This is a genomic window from Bradyrhizobium lablabi (genome assembly GCF_001440475.1).
Classification (GTDB): domain Bacteria; phylum Pseudomonadota; class Alphaproteobacteria; order Rhizobiales; family Xanthobacteraceae; genus Bradyrhizobium; species Bradyrhizobium lablabi.
The window spans coordinates 54,372-71,860 of sequence record NZ_LLYB01000052.1 but is presented as its reverse complement, the minus strand read 5'-3'; the positions used below and the strand labels follow the sequence as shown (position 1 = coordinate 71,860).

Genomic DNA, 17,489 nt, shown 5'->3' with positions numbered 1-17,489 from the left:
CCGTCTCGCGGATCGCATCCGCGGTCTCGCCAAGGTCGAAGTTGAACATCCGTTGCGCGTTGGAAATCATGGCCGCCTCCCGGCGAATTAAACGTTGTTTCAAACAGACTTATGCTTCGGGCCCACGCTTGTCACGCGGCGAAATGCATCGGGACCGCCCAGGATCGGGCGGACAGTCGATGTGGCCAAATGCGCCCAACTCGCCCTTGCGCCGGGGGCCGGGTCGAGATGTAATAGGGTAAAACATCGCCCGCTCGGTTTGCTTCGCGTGGGTAGAATTCAGGGAGAGCCACCCATGCACGGAACCGTCGATCTCGCCAGCGATTCCCAACTGCGAACCGCGCGCGATGCGGCCCAGGCCATGCCGCTGGCGGATTTCGACGTCAGCAACCCCGAGCTGTTCAAGACGGATTCGTTCTGGCCGTATTTCGACCGGCTGCGCCGCGAAGAGCCGGTGCACTACTGCAAGGACTCGATGTTCGGGCCGTATTGGTCGGTGACCAAATACAACGACATCATGGACATCGAGACCAACCACGCGGTGTTCTCGTCGGCAGCTTCGCTCGGCGGCATCACCATTCGCGATGTCGCGCCGGACCTGCGCCGCGAAAGCTTCATCGCCATGGACCAGCCGCGCCACAGCGCGCAGCGCAAGACCGTGGCGCCGATGTTCACGCCGACCCATCTCGACGAGCTCGCGATCAACATCCGCAAGCGTTCCGCCGAATGCCTCGACAACCTGCCGAGAGGCGAGGTTTTCGACTGGGTCGACCAGGTCTCGATCGAGCTCACCACGCAGATGCTCGCGGTGCTGTTCGACTTCCCCTGGGAAGACCGCCGCAAGCTGACGCGCTGGTCCGACGTCGCCACGACGCTTCCCGGCCCCGGCGGCCTCGTCGCGACCGAGGAAGAACGCCAGGCGGAGCTAATGGAATGCGCGACCTATTTCGCCAGGCTGTGGAAGGAGCGCATCAACCAGCCGCCGAAGAGCGACCTGTTGTCGATGATGGCGCATAGCGATGCCACCCGCGACATGGACCCGAAGAACTTCCTCGGCAATCTGATCCTTTTGATCGTCGGCGGCAACGACACCACCCGCAATACGCTGTCGGGCAGCGTCTATGCGCTGAACAAGAATCCGGACCAATACCGCAAGCTGCGCGACAACCCCGATCTGATCGACAGTTTCGTGCCGGAAGTGATCCGTTGGCAGACGCCGCTGGCGCATATGCGCCGCACTGCACTCGAAGACATCGAATTCCGTGGGCGCCAGATCAAGAAGGGCGACAAGGTCGTGATGTGGTACGTCTCCGGCAACCGTGACGAGGACGTGATCGACCGCCCCTACGACTTCATCATCGACCGCGCCCGGCCCCGCACCCACCTTTCCTTCGGTTTCGGCATCCACCGCTGCGTCGGAATCCGGCTGGCGGAACTACAACTAAGGATTATATGGGAAGAAATCCTCAAGCGGTACGATAATATTGAGGTAACAGCCGAACCGAAGCGGGTATATTCGAGTTTCGTCAAAGGCTACGAGACCCTGCCGGTCCGCATCGCCGGCTAACCCCTGAAAGCCCTACCGGGATTTACAAACATGAACGTCCAGACCTCCATCAGAGCCGACAAGAAAGAGCTTCTGCGCGCCGCGCGCGAAGAGGCCTATTCGACGCCGCTCAGGGATTTTCACCCCGGTGCGCCAAGACTGTTTCAGAATGACACCCTATGGCCCTGGTTCGAGCGGCTGCGCAAGGAAGAGCCGGTTCATTACTGCGAGAACGCGCCGATCGAGCCCTATTGGTCGGTGACCAAATACAACGACATCATGCATGTCGACACCAACCACGGCATCTTCTCCTCCGATTCCACGCTCGGCGGCATTTCGATCCGCGACGTGCCGCCCGGTTACGACTATCCGAGCTTCATCGCGATGGACCAGCCGCGGCACTCGGCGCAGCGCAAGACGGTGTCGCCGATGTTCACGCCGACGCATCTGGACGAACTGGCAAAACTGATCCGCGAGCGCTCGCAAAAGGTGCTGGACAATCTGCCGCGCAACGAAACCTTCAACTTCGTCGAGCGCGTCTCGATCGAACTGACCACGCAGATGCTGGCCACCCTGTTCGATTTCCCCTGGGAGGAGCGGCGCAAGCTGACGCGCTGGTCCGACGTCTCGACCGCGCTGCCCAAGAGCGGCGTCGTGGACTCGCCGGAGCAGCGGCGCCAGGAGATGGACGAGTGCTACGCCTATTTCTCGAAGCTCTGGAACGAGCGCGTCAACACGCCGCCTAGGAACGACCTCTTGTCGATGATGGCGCATAGCGATGCCACGCGGCACATGGACCCCGACAATCTGATGGGCAACATCATCCTGCTCATCGTCGGCGGTAACGACACCACCCGCAACACCATGAGCGGCTCGGTGCTGGCGTTGAACGAGCATCCGGATCAATACCAGAAGCTGCACGACAACCCTGCCCTGATCGACACCATGGTGCCGGAAGTGATCCGCTGGCAGACGCCGCTGGCGCATATGCGCCGCACCGCTCTGGTCGATACCGAGATCGGCGGCAAGAAGATCAAGAAGGGCGATCGCGTCGTGATGTGGTACGTCTCGGGTAACCGCGACGAGGAAGGCATCGAGCGGTCCGACGAATTCATCATCGACCGCGCCCGTCCGCGCACGCACCTGTCGTTCGGCTTCGGCATCCATCGCTGCGTCGGCATGCGCCTCGCCGAGCTGCAGCTCAAGATCGTGTGGCAGGAGATGCTGAAGCGGTTCGACCGCATCGAAGTGGTCGGTGAACCAAAGCGGGTCTACTCCTCCTTCGTGCGCGGCATCGAGCAACTGCCGGTCCGCATTCCCGGATGAGCGCCGAGCTCAATCCGCCGGAACTGGCGGAGGCGATCAACGCCAAGGGCTTTCCCGGCGCGGCGGGTGTCCGCATCGTTGCCATCAAGCCGGGCTACGCCGAGATCGCGTTGGCGCGCCGCGACGACCTGCTGCAGTTCTTCGGGCATTTTTTCGGCGGCGTCATCACCTCGCTCGCCGATCATGCCGCTGGAATGGCCATCACGTCCGCTCTACCGAAGGGCAAGATCGGCGTCACCGTCGAGCTCAAGGTTAACTTCCTCAGCCCCGCCGACGGCGCGGAGCTGATCGCCCGCGCCAAGACGCTGAAGATGTCGGGCTCGATCAGCGTCGCCACCATCGAGCTGTTTTCGAAAAAAGAAGGCGCCGAAACGCTCTGCGCGTTCGGCACCGCCACCATGCGCGCGATGGATCTGCCGGCCGAGTTGCGGCCGCGCTAGGCGCGAACCGATAAATCCAGAACGGTCGGCGGATGTCCGCTTTACTGCGCATTTCCGGCTCAAATCGGACGGAGCGTGAGGTCCGGAAAGTGCCGAACTATGCGGACGTGGTGCTTCAGTCCCCGGTCTGGCGCGGCGTCGTGCCGCCTGCGCTGTTTGGCCAGATCCAGTCGCGGATTTGCGGCATGTCCTCCCCATGCTCGCGCACGTAGCGCGAATGCTCGATCAGCGCATCGCGGAGTTTCTGTTTTACGTGGGCGGCCGCGATGCCGAGCCCCGGCACGCGCTCGATCGCTTCGATGGCGAGATGGAAACGGTCGAGCTGGTTCAATACCACCATGTCAAACGGTGTCGTGGTGGTGCCTTCTTCGGCGTAGCCGCGCACATGCATGCCGCCGTGGTTGGTACGGCTATAGGTCAGGCGGTGGATCAAATAGGGATAGCCGTGATAGGCGAAGATCACCGGTTTGTCGCGGGTGAAAAGGCTGTCAAAGTCCCGGTCGGACAGGCCGTGCGGGTGCTGCTCCTTCGGTTGCAGCGTCATCAGGTCGACCACATTGACCACGCGGATCTTCAAGTCCGGCAGCGCCTTGCGCAGCAGGTCGACCGCGGCGAGCGTCTCCAGCGTCGGAACATCGCCGGCGCAGGCCATGACCACGTCGGGCTCGGCATTGGGGGCTTCCGTGCCGGCCCACGTCCAGATGCCGATGCCCGCCTCGCAATGCGTGATCGCCTCGCGCATCGACAGCCATTGCGGGAAGGGCTGCTTGCCCGCGACGATCACATTGATGCGGTCATAAGTGCGCAGGCAATGATCGGCGACCCAGAGCAGCGTGTTGGCGTCCGGTGGCAGATAGACGCGGACGATATCGGCTTTCTTGTTGGTGACGAGATCGATAAAGCCGGGATCCTGGTGGCTGAAGCCGTTGTGATCCTGACGCCAGACATGCGAAGTGAGGAGATAATTGAGCGAGGCGATCGGGCGCCGCCAAGGCAGCGCGCGCGAGACCTTCAACCACTTGGCATGCTGGTTGAACATCGAATCCACGATGTGGATGAAGGCCTCGTAGCAGGAGAAAAAGCCGTGTCGGCCGGTAAGCAGATAACCTTCGAGCCAGCCTTGGCAGAGATGCTCGCTCAGCACCTCCATCACCCGGCCGTCACGGGCGAGGTGAACGTCATAGGGTTCGATCCCCTCCATCCAGATGCGATCGGTTGCCTCGAACACCGCGTCCAGCCGGTTGGATGAGGTTTCGTCCGGGCCCATGATGCGGAAATTGCGTGCGTCCGCATTGAGCTTGACGACATCGCGCAGAAACCTGCCGAGCTCGCGCGTGGCTTCGGCGACCGTGCCACCTGGGCTGGGGAAGTCGACGGCATAGGAGCGAAAATCCGGCAGCTTGAGTTCGTGTTTGAGCAGGCCGCCATTGGCGTGCGGATTCGCCCCCATCCGGCGGTTGCCTGTTGGCGCGAGCCGCTGCAGTTCGGGCACAAGCCCGCCGTTCGCGTCGAACAGCTTCTCGGGCCCGTAGCTCCTCATCCACTGTTCAAGCAGTTTTAAGTGATCGGGATTGCCGCGTGGATTGGTGACCGGCACCTGATGCGCGCGCCAAAATCCTTCGACCTTCAGGCCATCTATCTCTTTCGGCCCCGTCCAGCCCTTCGGGCTCCGCAACACGATCACGGGCCATCGCGGCCGGTGGAAGCTGGTCGTTTGGTTGCGCGCGCCTTGCTGGATCGAGCGGATGCTGGAGAGCGCGACGTCGAGCGCATCGGCCATCAGCCGATGCATCACATGCGGATCGTCGCCTTCGACGAACAGCGGCTCGTGACCGTAGCCTCTGAAGAGATCGCGAATCTCCTCATCGGTCATACGCCCCAGTATAGTGGGATTGGCGATCTTGTAGCCGTTGAGGTGCAAGATCGGCAGCACCGCGCCGTCATGCACGGGACTAAGGAACTTGTTGGAATGCCATGATGCGGCGAGCGGGCCCGTCTCGGCCTCGCCGTCGCCGATCACGCAAGCCACGACCAAGTCGGGGTTGTCGAACGCGGCGCCATAGGCATGCACCAACGCATAGCCGAGCTCGCCACCTTCATGGATCGAGCCCGGCGTTTCGGGCGCCGCATGGCTCGGAATCCCGCCAGGGAAAGAGAATTGGCGAAACAGCTTTCGCAGGCCATCCGCATCACGCGTGATGTCCGGGTAGACTTCCGCGTAGGTGCCTTCGAGGTAGGTGTTGGCGACCATGCCGGGGCCGCCATGGCCAGGGCCGCAGACATAAATGGCGTTGAGATCATAAATGCAGATCGCGCGATTGAGGTGGGCATAAATGAAGTTGAGGCCCGGCGTGGTTCCCCAATGCCCGAGCAGCCGCGGCTTGATGTGTTCCGGCTTGAGCGGCTCCTTGAGCAGCGGATTGTCGAGCAGATAGATCTGGCCAACGGAGAGATAATTGGCGGCGCGCCAGTAGCGGTCGAGCAGTTCCAGGTCCTCGGCGGATGCTCGTTCGTTAGGGTTTGTCATCAATTGCATGCTGACCTCCTGGGAAACATGCGAACAACCGACCCCCAAACCCGCCGATCCGTTCGATTGCGTCAGGTTAAAATGCGAATTTGACGACAGGTGCTTGAGCCAGGTCAAAAGCGCGTGCCCGATGAGGAGGCATGGGATGATCCGGTCCAGGGCATCGTCCCTCGGCGCCTTCTCGCCGGCATGTTGCGCGCCGCTACAACGGCAGCCGTGCGGTCCGTCTCAAGCGCGATTCGCCTGGTTCCGGCAGAACCCGCCGCAGTCTTGTTTCCCTGGCTAGCCCCGGCCGACAAGATGAGCCGCGGAGCGCCAGGCGTGAAGCGACAGCGCTTCGAGGCTTCGTACCGTATCGACGCGAAGCAGTGCGGCGTCGGCGGTAAGCGTCCCGTTGGCGACCGCGCCGAGCGACGCGCTGCGATGGGTGCGCAGCACTTCGTCGAGTTGTGTCGTGCAACGCTCGAGCTCGGCGATGGCCTCGTCAGGCGGGATCGCGCGCGGACCGGCCATGGCGTCGGCGCCGCGCAGACCCGGCACAATCTGCGGCGATCCGGCAACGCGGGGCGGCACCGCCACACCGCGCGCGATCGCGGCTGCGCTTCGCATCGCTTCTGCGCATAGCTCTCCGGCGCGGATGTCCTCCGGTCCGGCCCTCACCGAAGCGAAATGGATTCCCCCTTTCGCCAGATCCGTCAGCCGGGACGCGTGGTCGAGTGCATGCAGCGTGCTGGTGAGACGCCGTTGCTCGTCGTCAGTGTCGGGCGGTCCGGTCATATCAGACAGGAACAATTGCGCCTGGCCCAGGGCGTCGGCCGCGTCCTGCAGCGATACGGCGTCCTTCCCCATACGAATTGGTTTTGCGCTGCCGGCCAGCGCCGCCTCGACCGAACCGCACACGGTGACGAGCACCCGCGCGATCGTTCGACGCACCGCCTCCACGGCAACAACCGGACTGGTGAGCGCCAGGGGTTCGAGGCAGCGTGTGAGCGGTGAGCCGCGCTCGGGCAGGATACGCTCGACCAGTCGCGTGAACCAGTTGACCAGCGGCAGCAGGACCACCACGCCGACAACATTATACGCCGTGTGATAGCCGGCCAGCAGCGTGACGCCATCGAAGGTGCTTGTCGCACGCTGAAGCAGAGGGATGACGACCGGGAAAAGCACCAGCGCGATCAGGGCGGCGATCAGCTTGAAAAGGACATAAGCGAGGGCCAGCCGCTTGGCGGTGGCGCTCGCGCCAATCGCGGCCAGCGCGGAACTCGTCGCTGTTCCGATGTTCTGGCCGATGATCAACGCACAGGCCTGGTCCAGCCCGATCGCACCGGCATAGTGACCGGATAAGGTCACCGCGACGGCGGCCGTCGACGACTGCATCAGCGCGGTCATCACCAGTCCGATCACGACCAGCACCAGAACGCCGTACAGGGCCGACCACCACCGGACTTCGGGACCTCCGAGAACCGCCGGCAGGTCCGCCGGGTGCAATCGTTCGGCCAGCCCACCCATGCCCTGCTGCAGGGTCGTCAGCCCAAAGAGCACAAGCCCGAACCCGGCGAGAGCGGCGCCCGCGCCGGATATTCGCCCGCGCGTCAGAAGCTTGGTCAATGCGCCGATGAAGATCATCGGCAACGCCGCGGCCGTGAGCGAGACGCGGACGCCTATGAGCGCGACCAGCCAGCCGGTCCCCGTGGTGCCGACATTCGCGCCGAAGACAAGGCCCAGCCCTTGCGGGAACGTCAGCAAGTCCGCGCTGACGAGTCCGATCGTCGTCATGGTCGTTGCACTGGAGGACTGCACCAGCAGCGTCACGACGACGCCCCAAAAGGAGCCTTGCAGTGGCGTTGCCGCCGCCTTGCTGAGCATCGCGCGCAGGGCGGAGCCGGCCAGCGTCTTCAGGCCTTCGGTCATCACGGTCATGCCAAGCAGGAAGAGCCCTACGCCGCCGAGTACCGAGATTGCCGTGGACATGCGGGCTCCTGAGGTGAATGACGGTCAGGCCAGCTCTCGCACTGTAGCGCAGTTGCACCGATCACGCAGCAAGGGCTCGCATGAACAAAGCGATATGCCGGACCAGGCATAACCAAACCCGGATGTCGCGGAGCCTGTCATCGGGCGCGCACTCGCGCGACCCGTTGGCTCATCCGGGCTACGCTTGCTGACAGCTACCCGGTACCATCAAAATTGGTACATCCAGATTGCCGGCTTTGCGAACGTTTCAGTTTTCGTATCATCGCAACCACAGGAGCTCTCTTGTGCGCGCGCTCCGGCGAGAAAACCGCGTTGGCTCAATCCAGCCCCCTGTACCGCAGCCAAGGGCATATATCTCGTCGGGGCGCGCAAGCAAGAATTTCCTGGCGCGACGCTCCTCTCGGAAGATATTGCATGGTGACAATGCGCGGCACGGATTTGCCGGCCGCGCTAGGCGTTAGAGCGGCGCGACGCGTCTTTCCCTCCGGTTGAAGAAGACAATATATAAATTCTTGATCGATGAAGCTTTGTCGTGCGCCGGATCATCATCCTGCTCATTGAGCTTGTCGCGATGTCGTCGGTGCATCACCGCTCTTACAAGCCACCTCCAAAGGCTGTTACGGTTGCGTTGCGGTCAACGTTCCCTGGCAGCGCTGTCGGCCTGACACGGCGGATTTCAAGCCACTTATGCGCAATCAAGAAACGGATTTTGTCGTGAGTGCCAATAAAGCGATGAAACTTGCAGTGATCGGACGTGGTTTGATCGGGGCGGCGGCGGCGCGCCATTTGTGCAAAATGGGCCATGATGTCGCGCTGGTCGGGCCTGATGAGCCGGCCGATCTTTCGCGCCATAGCGGCGTGTTTGGGAGCCACTACGATGAGGGCCGGATCACGCGGCGCTTCGATTCCGAGCCATTCTGGCGACAAATGAACCGTGCCGCGATTTCGCGCTACGGCGAGATTTCAGCGGAAAGCGGCTTGGAATTCTACCGGGAAGTCGGCGTGCTTCACGTGGGCCCTGTTGAAAGAAGTGACGTCGCTTCGGTTGGCAGAATCGCTGCTGAGGCCGGGATCTTTTGTGAAGCATATGATGATGCCGGGCTCGCGGAGCGATTTCCGTTTCTCGGATTTACGACCGGAATGCAGGGCTATTTCGAGCCGAAGAATGCCGGATACATCAGCCCGCGCCGCCTCGTGCGTGCGCAGACGATCGCGGCCGAGCGTGCCGGGGCGCGGATCATCGATGAGCCTGCGCTGGGGATTTCGGAAAGCGGCTCCGGTGTGACGATCCGGACGCGATCGGGCGATGTCGAGGCCGAGCGCGTTCTCGTTGCGGCAGGCGGGCATAGCCAATCACTGCTCGGCCAGTCATTGGGGTTTACGGTCTATAGGCGTACCGTGGCGATGTTTCGGCTTGGCGCGGCGGAGGCGCAACGTCTGACCGGAATGCCGTCGATGCGCTGTCTCGGGCCCAAGGGCGAGAATCCCTATATTCTGCCGCCAATCGCCTATCCGGATGGCCGAACTTGGTTGAAGCTCGGTGGTGATCCGGTCGATCTTCCGCTCGAAAGCGAGGCGGATATCAAGGCCTGGTTCCGATCGGGCGGCTCGATTCCCGTGGCTGATGGGCTTGAAAAGCAGATCCTTGGTCGTATTCCCGGTCTGGATTTTGAAGAACGCCGCGTCGTACCTTGCATGACCACCTATGGCACAACAGGCCTTCCCTGCATCGGGCCGCTGTCGGAGCGTGTCACCGTCGCATTCGGCTGCTACGGGAAGAGCGCGAAGTGTTCGGACGAACTGGGTCGACTGGGTAGCATGGCGCTGCTCGGTGAGGTCAGAGCCGAGCTCGCACCCTGACTTAAGCGCCCTCCGTTGACACCGTCGAGCGGCGACACGACATATCCCGTACCCGCCGACCGAGCTCACCGCCGAGGACGAAGAAATGGACGCGCCCCGCAACATCGATCCCGTTCCCGCCGATTCCGACAATGCCGTCGTGCACTGGCTGACGAACGAAACGCGCGATCAGCGCTTCATCGACAATATTTTCGCCGAGCTGTGCGTGCGGCTTCAGCACGCGGGCATTCCGGTCAAGCGGGCGACGCTTCATCTCCTGATCTATCATCCGCAATGGCTTGGCGCCCGCATCATCTGGGCGGACGGGATGCGCGAGGCCGAGATCAATAGGGTCGATTACGATGTCAGGGAGCGATCCGAATACATCGGCAGTCCCGCCAACGAAATCCATGACGGCGCCACCGAGGTGCGCGAGAACCTCGAACGCGCTTCCCAGCTTGGCCGCAAGCATGCTCTCTACGACGAGATGCGGGCGAAAGGCCTGACCGACTATGTCGCCTGGCCGCTGTACCACACGCTCGGCAAGCGGCACATCGTGACCTTCGCAACCGACTGCCCCGGCGGTTTCGACGACGCGCATATCGCCGGCCTAAAAAAGCTGCTGCCGGTTCTGGCGCTGGTCAGCGAAATCCGCATGAAGAACCGGCTGGCGCGAACGCTGCTCGAAACCTATGTCGGATCACACGCCGGCGAACTCATCCTGGCCGGCGCCACCAGGCGCGGCAGCGGCACGACGGTGCGCGCCGCCATCATGATCTGCGATCTGCGCGAGTTCACAAAGATCTCAGACAACTGGCCGCGGGATGACGTCATCGATCTCCTCAACGGCTATTTCGACGCGATGTCGGAGCCGATCGTGCGGCATGGCGGCGAAATACTGAAATTCATCGGCGACGGCCTGCTCGCCATTTTTCCGCTCAGCCAGCCGTCGGCCTGCGCCAATCTGCTGCGCGCCGTGACCGATGCCCGGCAGGCCATGATCGCCCTGAACGAAGCGAACGGAAAGACCGGCCGTGCGCCGCTGAACTACGGCATCGGCATCCACGTCGGCGACGTCATGTACGGCAATATCGGGTCGCGCACCCGGCTCGATTTCACCGTCATCGGTCCCGCGGTCAACATGGCTTCGCGGCTCGAGGCGCTCACCAAGCAATTGGGCAGGACGGTGCTGCTATCGAAAGCGTTCGCCGAGCTGGCCAAAAACGAGTTCGATCTCGAACGTGTCGGCGAACATCCGGTGCGCGGATTCAGTGAGCCGATCGAACTGTTCGCCTATCACGGCTGAACGCCGATGATCTAGGCTGGCCCACGCGCGCATCCGCTCAGGAACAGGCCGGTCGCGACTTGCGCGCGACGCTCGAGCTCGTTGCGGTCCGGCGCTGGCGCGTGACCGAACATCACGGCGCGTTGCGGCTGGAACGCGAGCATGCCGAGCAACATGCCGGCAGCGACCTCCGCATTCTCGATATCGATCAGGCCACGCTTCGCTTGCGCCTTCAACCAGTTCGCCAGCGTGCTTTCGGTTCGCTTGATCGCCTTGGTGTAGAAGGTATCCGCAATCTCGGGAAATTGTTCACTCTCGCCCAGGATCATGCGCTGAAGCGCAATCACCTCGCCGTCCAGGATCAACTCGCCACAGGCGATCAGCGCTGCGCATAGCGCCGCCTTGATGTCGGTCCCCTCGCACGCCTTCAGGCGAACCACGGAAGCGAAACGATCGAGCCGGTCCGTGATCATCGCCTCGAACAACGCCGACTTGTTCGGAATCAGGCGGTACAGCGTCTTGGTGGAAACGCCGGCACGCCGCGCCACGCTCTCCATGCTGGTGGCGGCGTAGCCGGTAGACGAGAACTCGTGGCGCGCGGCATCGAGGATCACGGTGCGCGTCTCATCGTCGGACCGCGCCTGCGGTCGCCCGCGACCACGCGGTGCTTTCGATACCGCACTTCCGCCCGACACTCTCGCCTTCGTGATCGCCATATCGAGCCATGCCTTTAGCTGATGCCTGTCATTCCATTGACAGTCCGAATATGGGCTTTATTTTGGAAAATATCAAGTTTCCAAATTAATGGAGGGCCGCCATGAGCGCCCAGACCGCCTCTCTCCAGTCTGTTGAACAGCTTCCGGCCGAAACCGGCCAATCGCAGGTTCCGGTCCCCGCTCCCTCCCACGAGATTGTGGCAGCAAGGCCCGAGCCCGACCGAAAGGGCCGCTTGAAGCGCGTTTTGCTGGCGGGAGCCGCCGTCGCCGCGCTTGTCGCCGCATCCTGGTATGGCTGGGACTACTGGACGGTCGGTCGCTTTCTGGTTTCGACGGATGACGCCTACGTGAAGGCCGACAACACCACGATCGCCCCGAAGGTCTCCGGCTATCTCAATCAGACCCTGGTCGGCGATAACCAACATGTGAAGACGGGTCAGGTGCTGGCGCGGATCGACGACCGCGACTTCAGGGTCGCGCTCGATCAGGCCAAGGCCGATGTCGCCGCGGCCGAGGCTGCGGTCGAAAGCAAGCGCGCGCAGCTCGACGTGCAGCAGGCCGTAATCGACGCAGCCAGGGCCACGCTGGACGTCGATATCGCGGCGCGGGTCTTCACCGCTCAGGAAAACAAGCGCTATACCGACCTCGCCGCGACCGGCTATGGCAGCGTGCAGAATGCGCAGAACGCGCAGGCGCGCGACAACACCGCCCTTGCCGCCATCGAGCGCGACAAGGCAAATCTGGCCTCTGCGCAAAAGCAGGTCGAACTGCTGAAGGCCGAGCTGGCGCAAGCCGTTGCAGCCGACGCGCGCGCCAAGGCGGTCGAACGACAGGCCGAACTTAATCTGTCCTACACGACCATCACCGCTCCAATCGATGGCGTTGTCGGCAATCGCACGTTACGCGTCGGGCAGTTCGTCCAGGCCGGCACCCAGTTGATGTCGCTGGTGCCGTCGAACGGCGCCTATGTCATCGCGAATTTCAAGGAAACCCAGCTTGGGAACGTCCGCGCCGGCCAGCCGGTGGATATCGAAGTCGACATGTACCCGGGAAAGGCCGTGCATGGCCATGTCGACAGTCTTGCGCCGGCGAGCGGACAGGAATTCGCGCTGCTGCCGCCGGACAATGCCACGGGCAATTTCACCAAGGTGGTGCAGCGCATTCCCGTGAAGATCGTGCTCGACGGCGCCGATGCGGCTCTCCGGCCCGGCATGTCGGTCGTTCCCAGCATTCAGACCAACACCGCGACAGCGGTTCGCCCGCAACCTGCGCCCCCTCACCCCGTGACGTCGCAGCTCGCCTCAAACAGGTGATGCCATGTCGGACCTTGCCCTCACCCATCCAGCATCGGCGCCGCGTGCAATAGCCGCGCCGGCCGCGCTACCTGGCCGCGCCAGCGCGACCGTGTGGATTGCCATCCTCGCCGCCATGATCGGCGCCTTCATGGCGATCCTCAACATCCAGATCACCAACGCCTCGCTGCTCAATATCGAGGGCGGCATCGGCACCGGCGTCGACAACGGATCATGGATCTCGACCTCCTATCTGATCGGCGAGATCGTGGTGATCCCGCTGACCGACTATCTCAGCCGGGTGTTTTCCTTCCGCAACATCATGCTGAGCTTTGCCTCCCTGTTCGCCGCCTTCTCGGTCGCCTGTGCCTTCGCCACGGACCTGCCGACGATGATCGCCTTGCGCGCCTTCCAGGGATTTTTCGGCGGCGTGCTGATCCCGATGGCGTTCACGCTGGTGTTCACCAAGCTGCCGAAGGCGCAGCAGCCGATCGGGCTCGCGATGTTCTCGCTGGCGGTGACGTTTGCACCGGCGATCGGTCCCACCATCGGCGGATATCTCACCGAGAATTACGGCTGGCAGACGATCTTCTTCGTCAATGTCATTCCGACGGCGGTGATGGTCGCGACGCTTTACTTCACGCTCGAGCGCCAGCCGCTGAACCTTGGCCTGTTGCGCGAGGGTGACTGGTTCGGCATCGCCACCATGGCCCTTGGCCTCTCCGCGCTGCAGGCGGTGCTGGAGGAAGGCAACAAGAACGACTGGTTCGGCTCGCCCTTCATCGTGAAGCTGGCGCTTGTCGCCGCCGTCAGCCTGTCGCTGTTCGTTGCCAACGAACTGATCGTCGAGAAGCCGCTGCTGCGCCTGCGCCTGCTCACCCAACGCAACTTCGGGCTCGGCACCGTTGCCGCTGTCTTTATCGGTTTCGCGCTGTTCGGCTCGATCTACCTGCTGCCGGCCTATCTCGGCCAGGTGCAGCGCTACAATGCCGAGCAGATCGGCACCGTATTGGCGTGGACCGGCCTGCCGCAGCTATTGCTCATTCCGCTGGTGCCGAAGCTGATGGAGCGCTTCGACATCCGCTTCATCGCCTTTACCGGCACCGCGATCTTCGCGGCGAGCTCCTTCATGAACACGGCGATGTCGCTCGACTATTCCGGCGACCAGCTTTTCATCCCCAACATCGTCCGCGCCGTCGGCCAGGCCCTTCTGCTGACGCCGCTGAGCGCGATTTCGCTGGGCAGCGTGGCGCCGCAGGATGCAGCCGCCGCCTCCGGCATCTCCAACATGATGCGCAACCTCGGCGGCGCCATCGGCACCGCCATGCTCTCCACCATCGTTACCAAGCGCGAGCAATTCCACTCCAACATCATCGGCCAGGCCGTCGATCTCGGGCGCGAGGAAGTGCGCCAGCGGATCGCGACGATGACGGATTACTTCATGGCGCATGGCATGAGCGATCCTGCCAGTGCGCGCCATCAGGCCATCATTGCCCTCGGCAAGACCGTCAAGCAGCAGGCGTTGATCATGGGCTTCAGCGACACCTTCGCAGTGGTCGGCATCGTACTGGTGCTGGCGGGCATCGCCCTTCTCCTGACCAGCAAGCCGAAGGGTGCCGCAGCGGGCGGCGCGCATTGAGGATGTTCGAACGGAAGCCGAACTGTAACTGCGCTTCATCCAGCACTGACGAGGAGATTTCAATGACAAACACGATTGCCGAACGTGGCCGGGGGAGCTTGCAGCCATCACGAACTTTTTAGTCCTTCGTTATCGCCTGCAGGGCTTCAAAGATCGGTCGCCAGTCACATTTTCTATGATGATCGTCATCTTTGAGTGCCTGTCATTGGAAGGAGTGAAATATGGGCCAGGTTATCCAGTTTATCCCAAGATCTGAGCGCGAGCGCATCCGCCTTATTCGAGAAGCTCGCGCGATTTACGACAGCATTTTCCCGCCGGCCGCTCCCCTGAAGGAGCAGGCGGCCAGGGCACTGACCATTCCCGCGGTCGGTCGGGCCAGTGCGCTTCGCACCGACGAGATTCCATCGTGATCATGGTCATCGCCGCGCATCTCGATCGGCGCAATCAACTCCGCTCGCATTGCAGGCGATGTCAGAGATCGGCGTGTCGGGCGGCTACGCGAATTTTGGGAAACCGTAAGCCAATCACCCTGGGGCGTGCCTTACATCGCGAGCGCCGATGTTGGAGATAGAATCGCCCGGCTCGCCGTGCGGCTGAGAGTCTCCGATCAGATCAATCTGGCTTTATCAAAATGATGGTAGCGTTTCTGGCAATGGTGAGCGCTGTATCTTTGCCGCCCATATTCTCGACGCGCTGCGCGCTGGCCGCCAGGCGATTGATTGGCGGACTTTCGATCGGCCGACAAATCGCAGGAGAAATGCTGAGCCGAATCGTCATCTCGGTGACCTGCCTGTCGGGCGATAAGTGCCGAAGGTTCAGCACAAGGAGACGAGATCGCCTCGCCGCGCCCCCTCACCTATCCCGCGGAGTACATCGCGGATGAGCCTGCCAAGCCGACGGCAGCTGCAAGGATAGCCCGGCAATCAAAAACGATGTTTCCCACTCAGATATGTGGGGCGTAACGGGCTTGCTTCAAGACCCCGGTCATCCTGTACAACCGCCGGCCGAAGCTACAACCTGCGGGGTGACGAAATGGGTGCATTGACCGATCATGCGGTGATTATTGCCGGCGGAGGCCCGACCGGGCTGATGCTGGCCGGCGAGCTTGCCTTGGCGGGCATCGACGTAGCCATTGTCGAGCGTCGCCCCGGCCAGGACCTCACCGGCTCGCGCGCCGGCGGGCTGCACGCCCGCACCATCGAGGTGCTCGATCAGCGCGGCATCGCCGACCGGTTCCTGTCGCAGGGACAGGTGGCCCAGGTCGCCGGCTTCGCCTTTATCCGTCTTGATATCAGCGACTTTCCCACCCGGCACAATTACGGGCTGGCGCTATGGCAGAATCATATCGAGCGCATCCTCGCCGGCTGGGTCGACGAGCTTTCGGTGCCGGTCTATCGCGGGCGCGAGGTGACGGGCTTTGCGCAGGACGAAGTCGGCGTCGACGTCGCACTGTCCGACGGAAAGTCGCTGCGGGCGAAGTATCTCGTCGGATGTGATGGCGGCCGCAGCCTGATCCGTAAATCAGCCGGCATCGATTTCCCCGGCTGGGATCCGACCACCAGCCATTTGATCGCCGAGGTCGAGGTCGCCGCGGAGCCGGAATGGGGCATGCGCCACGACATCAGCGGCATCCATGGCCTGAGCAGGATGGAGGATGGCGGGCCGGTCCGGGTCATGGTGACCGAGCAGCAGATTGGCGCTACCAGCGAGCCCACCTTGTGCGATCTGAGCGCGGCGCTCGTCGCCGTCTACGGAACCGACTATGGTATCCACAGTCCGACCTCGATCTCCCGCTTCACCGACATGACGCGGCAGGCGGCGTCCTACCGACAGGGGCGTGTGCTGCTGGCCGGCGACGCCGCGCATGTGCATTACCCCGCGGGAGGACAGGGCCTCAACACCGGCGTGCAGGACGCGGTGAATCTCGGATGGAAGCTGGCCCAGGTGGTCAAGCAGACCTCGCCGCAAAGCCTGCTGGATAGCTATCATGCCGAGCGCTTTCCCGTAGCGGCGCGCGTGCTGCGCAATACCATGGCGCAAGTCGCGCTGATGCGTCGCCCCGACGACCGCGTCAAGGCCCTGCAGGAAACCATGTCCGACCTGCTCGGCATGGATGCGCCGCGCAAACGTATCGCCGCGATGATGTCCGGCCTCGACATCCACTACGACCTCGGCGAGGGACACCCCCTGCTCGGCCGCCGCATGCCCGATCTCGACCTGATCACCGCGGGCGGCCCGCTGCGGATCTACACCCTGCTGCACAAAGCCCAGCCGGTGCTGCTCAACCTCGGGGAGCCCGGCGGCCTCGACATCACGCCGTGGGCGGATCGGGTACGGCAGATCGACGCGCAGTATGCCGGTGCGTGGGAGCTTCCGGTGCTTGGCCCGGTCACAGCTCCCGGCGCCGTGCTGATCCGGCCCGACGGGCATGTGGCCTGGGTTGGAGACCAGACCCAAGTTGGACTCACCGATGCGCTGACGATGTGGTTCGGACCGCCCGCCGCGGCGTAGCGACGCGTGGCCGCCCCGGCGGCCCTTTTACCCTTATTGCCGATTTCTTGCCGATTTCTCCCAAGATGAGACGCTCCATGCGCTCGAACGCAAGCGCGGTCTAACAATCAATCGACGACTTTGTCGGCATCTTTAAGCCGACTGTTTGCGGATCTCCCCGCGCTCTGCCACTGTTCAGCGCGGTCAGCGATCTTGTCGTATTCCTCGGCGACCCGCAACAGTCGCCGAGTTTGTCCGACATCGTGGTATCTCCTCGCCCTCGCGCGCGTCGCCTGGGCGCGCTCTCGCCAGTATTTCGGCTCTTTGATCGGGTCACGCATGCAGCTGGTAAAGCAGATTCCAATGCGTCGCTCCCAAACATATGTGTAGCGCCGAACGCTCGTAACTCACGAATTGT

General features: G+C 62.8%; 13 protein-coding genes. 9 read left to right on the top strand and 4 right to left on the bottom strand.

What is annotated here, in order from left to right; translation table 11 throughout:
* Nucleotides 1–295 precede the first annotated feature (295 nt).
* From CQ14_RS08980 to CQ14_RS08970, 3 genes are read left to right on the top strand one after another with little or no spacing between them, the layout of a single operon-like run.
* The gene (locus CQ14_RS08980) at nucleotides 296–1,567 is read left to right on the top strand and encodes a cytochrome P450 (protein WP_057857545.1); all 1,272 of its coding nucleotides are present in this window, start codon (nucleotides 296–298) and stop codon (nucleotides 1,565–1,567) included.
* A 30-nt stretch (nucleotides 1,568–1,597) separates the two neighbouring features.
* A complete protein-coding gene (locus CQ14_RS08975; RefSeq protein ID WP_057857544.1) occupies nucleotides 1,598–2,872 on the top strand; it encodes a cytochrome P450 in 1,275 nt (424 codons plus the stop codon).
* Entirely contained in the window at nucleotides 2,869–3,312 is a 444-nt protein-coding gene (locus CQ14_RS08970; RefSeq protein WP_057857543.1) for a PaaI family thioesterase, read from the top strand. Before CQ14_RS08975 ends, CQ14_RS08970 begins: the two co-directional genes overlap by 4 nt.
* 115 nt (nucleotides 3,313–3,427) lie before the next feature.
* On the opposite strand, the gene CQ14_RS08965 is transcribed toward CQ14_RS08970, so the two are convergent.
* Together CQ14_RS08965 and CQ14_RS08960 are read right to left on the bottom strand one after the other, a co-directional pair.
* Entirely contained in the window at nucleotides 3,428–5,839 is a 2,412-nt protein-coding gene (locus tag CQ14_RS08965) for a phosphoketolase family protein (protein ID WP_199805479.1), read from the bottom strand.
* A 282-nt stretch (nucleotides 5,840–6,121) separates the two neighbouring features.
* Nucleotides 6,122–7,810 (bottom strand): Na/Pi cotransporter family protein, encoded by a 1,689-nt coding sequence (locus CQ14_RS08960; RefSeq protein WP_057857542.1) that lies wholly within the window; start codon nucleotides 7,808–7,810, stop codon nucleotides 6,122–6,124.
* Between the two features lie 687 nt (nucleotides 7,811–8,497).
* Here CQ14_RS08960 and CQ14_RS08955 point away from each other — a divergent pair.
* Nucleotides 8,498–9,670, top strand: coding sequence for an NAD(P)/FAD-dependent oxidoreductase (locus CQ14_RS08955; RefSeq protein WP_199805478.1), 1,173 nt, complete (start codon nucleotides 8,498–8,500; stop codon nucleotides 9,668–9,670).
* Between the two features lie 85 nt (nucleotides 9,671–9,755).
* The gene (locus tag CQ14_RS08950) at nucleotides 9,756–10,955 is read left to right on the top strand and encodes an adenylate/guanylate cyclase domain-containing protein (RefSeq protein ID WP_057857541.1); all 1,200 of its coding nucleotides are present in this window, start codon (nucleotides 9,756–9,758) and stop codon (nucleotides 10,953–10,955) included.
* Nucleotides 10,956–10,966: 11 nt separating this feature from the next.
* On the opposite strand, the gene CQ14_RS08945 is transcribed toward CQ14_RS08950, so the two are convergent.
* Nucleotides 10,967–11,650: a TetR/AcrR family transcriptional regulator gene (locus CQ14_RS08945; protein ID WP_057857540.1), complete on the bottom strand. Its 684-nt coding sequence runs from the start codon at nucleotides 11,648–11,650 to the stop codon at nucleotides 10,967–10,969.
* Nucleotides 11,651–11,751: 101 nt separating this feature from the next.
* Here CQ14_RS08945 and CQ14_RS08940 point away from each other — a divergent pair, with 101 nt between their 5' ends.
* The 3 genes from CQ14_RS08940 (at nucleotide 11,752) to CQ14_RS08930 (ending at nucleotide 14,991) form a co-directional block, all read left to right on the top strand.
* Nucleotides 11,752–12,963 carry an HlyD family secretion protein gene (locus CQ14_RS08940; protein ID WP_057857539.1) on the top strand — a complete coding sequence of 404 codons (1,212 nt, stop codon included), beginning with the start codon at nucleotides 11,752–11,754 and terminating at the stop codon, nucleotides 12,961–12,963.
* A 4-nt stretch (nucleotides 12,964–12,967) separates the two neighbouring features.
* A complete protein-coding gene (locus CQ14_RS08935) occupies nucleotides 12,968–14,581 on the top strand; it encodes a DHA2 family efflux MFS transporter permease subunit (protein WP_057857538.1) in 1,614 nt (537 codons plus the stop codon).
* Nucleotides 14,582–14,802: 221 nt separating this feature from the next.
* Entirely contained in the window at nucleotides 14,803–14,991 is a 189-nt protein-coding gene (locus tag CQ14_RS08930; RefSeq protein WP_057857537.1) for a hypothetical protein, read from the top strand.
* A 202-nt stretch (nucleotides 14,992–15,193) separates the two neighbouring features.
* On the opposite strand, the gene CQ14_RS08925 is transcribed toward CQ14_RS08930, so the two are convergent.
* Nucleotides 15,194–15,358 carry a hypothetical protein gene (locus CQ14_RS08925; RefSeq protein ID WP_156434796.1) on the bottom strand — a complete coding sequence of 55 codons (165 nt, stop codon included), beginning with the start codon at nucleotides 15,356–15,358 and terminating at the stop codon, nucleotides 15,194–15,196.
* A gap of 255 nt (nucleotides 15,359–15,613) precedes the next feature.
* Here CQ14_RS08925 and CQ14_RS08920 point away from each other — a divergent pair, with 255 nt between their 5' ends.
* A complete protein-coding gene (locus CQ14_RS08920) occupies nucleotides 15,614–17,092 on the top strand; it encodes an FAD-dependent monooxygenase (protein WP_057857535.1) in 1,479 nt (492 codons plus the stop codon).
* The last annotated feature ends 397 nt before the right edge of the window (nucleotides 17,093–17,489 follow it).

Bases quoted from the DNA above. Each gene is read 5' to 3' on its own strand.
- CQ14_RS08980 (WP_057857545.1), top strand. From the start codon at position 296: ATGCACGGAACCGTCGATCTCGCCAGCGATTCCCAACTGCGAACCGCG.
- CQ14_RS08975 (WP_057857544.1), top strand. From the start codon at position 1,598: ATGAACGTCCAGACCTCCATCAGAGCCGACAAGAAAGAGCTTCTGCGC.
- CQ14_RS08970 (WP_057857543.1), top strand. From the start codon at position 2,869: ATGAGCGCCGAGCTCAATCCGCCGGAACTGGCGGAGGCGATCAACGCC.
- CQ14_RS08965 (WP_199805479.1), bottom strand. From the start codon at position 5,839: ATGACAAACCCTAACGAACGAGCATCCGCCGAGGACCTGGAACTGCTC.
- CQ14_RS08960 (WP_057857542.1), bottom strand. From the start codon at position 7,810: ATGTCCACGGCAATCTCGGTACTCGGCGGCGTAGGGCTCTTCCTGCTT.
- CQ14_RS08955 (WP_199805478.1), top strand. From the start codon at position 8,498: ATGCGCAATCAAGAAACGGATTTTGTCGTGAGTGCCAATAAAGCGATG.
- CQ14_RS08950 (WP_057857541.1), top strand. From the start codon at position 9,756: ATGGACGCGCCCCGCAACATCGATCCCGTTCCCGCCGATTCCGACAAT.
- CQ14_RS08945 (WP_057857540.1), bottom strand. From the start codon at position 11,650: ATGGCGATCACGAAGGCGAGAGTGTCGGGCGGAAGTGCGGTATCGAAA.
- CQ14_RS08940 (WP_057857539.1), top strand. From the start codon at position 11,752: ATGAGCGCCCAGACCGCCTCTCTCCAGTCTGTTGAACAGCTTCCGGCC.
- CQ14_RS08935 (WP_057857538.1), top strand. From the start codon at position 12,968: ATGTCGGACCTTGCCCTCACCCATCCAGCATCGGCGCCGCGTGCAATA.
- CQ14_RS08930 (WP_057857537.1), top strand. From the start codon at position 14,803: ATGGGCCAGGTTATCCAGTTTATCCCAAGATCTGAGCGCGAGCGCATC.
- CQ14_RS08925 (WP_156434796.1), bottom strand. From the start codon at position 15,358: ATGACGATTCGGCTCAGCATTTCTCCTGCGATTTGTCGGCCGATCGAA.
- CQ14_RS08920 (WP_057857535.1), top strand. From the start codon at position 15,614: ATGGGTGCATTGACCGATCATGCGGTGATTATTGCCGGCGGAGGCCCG.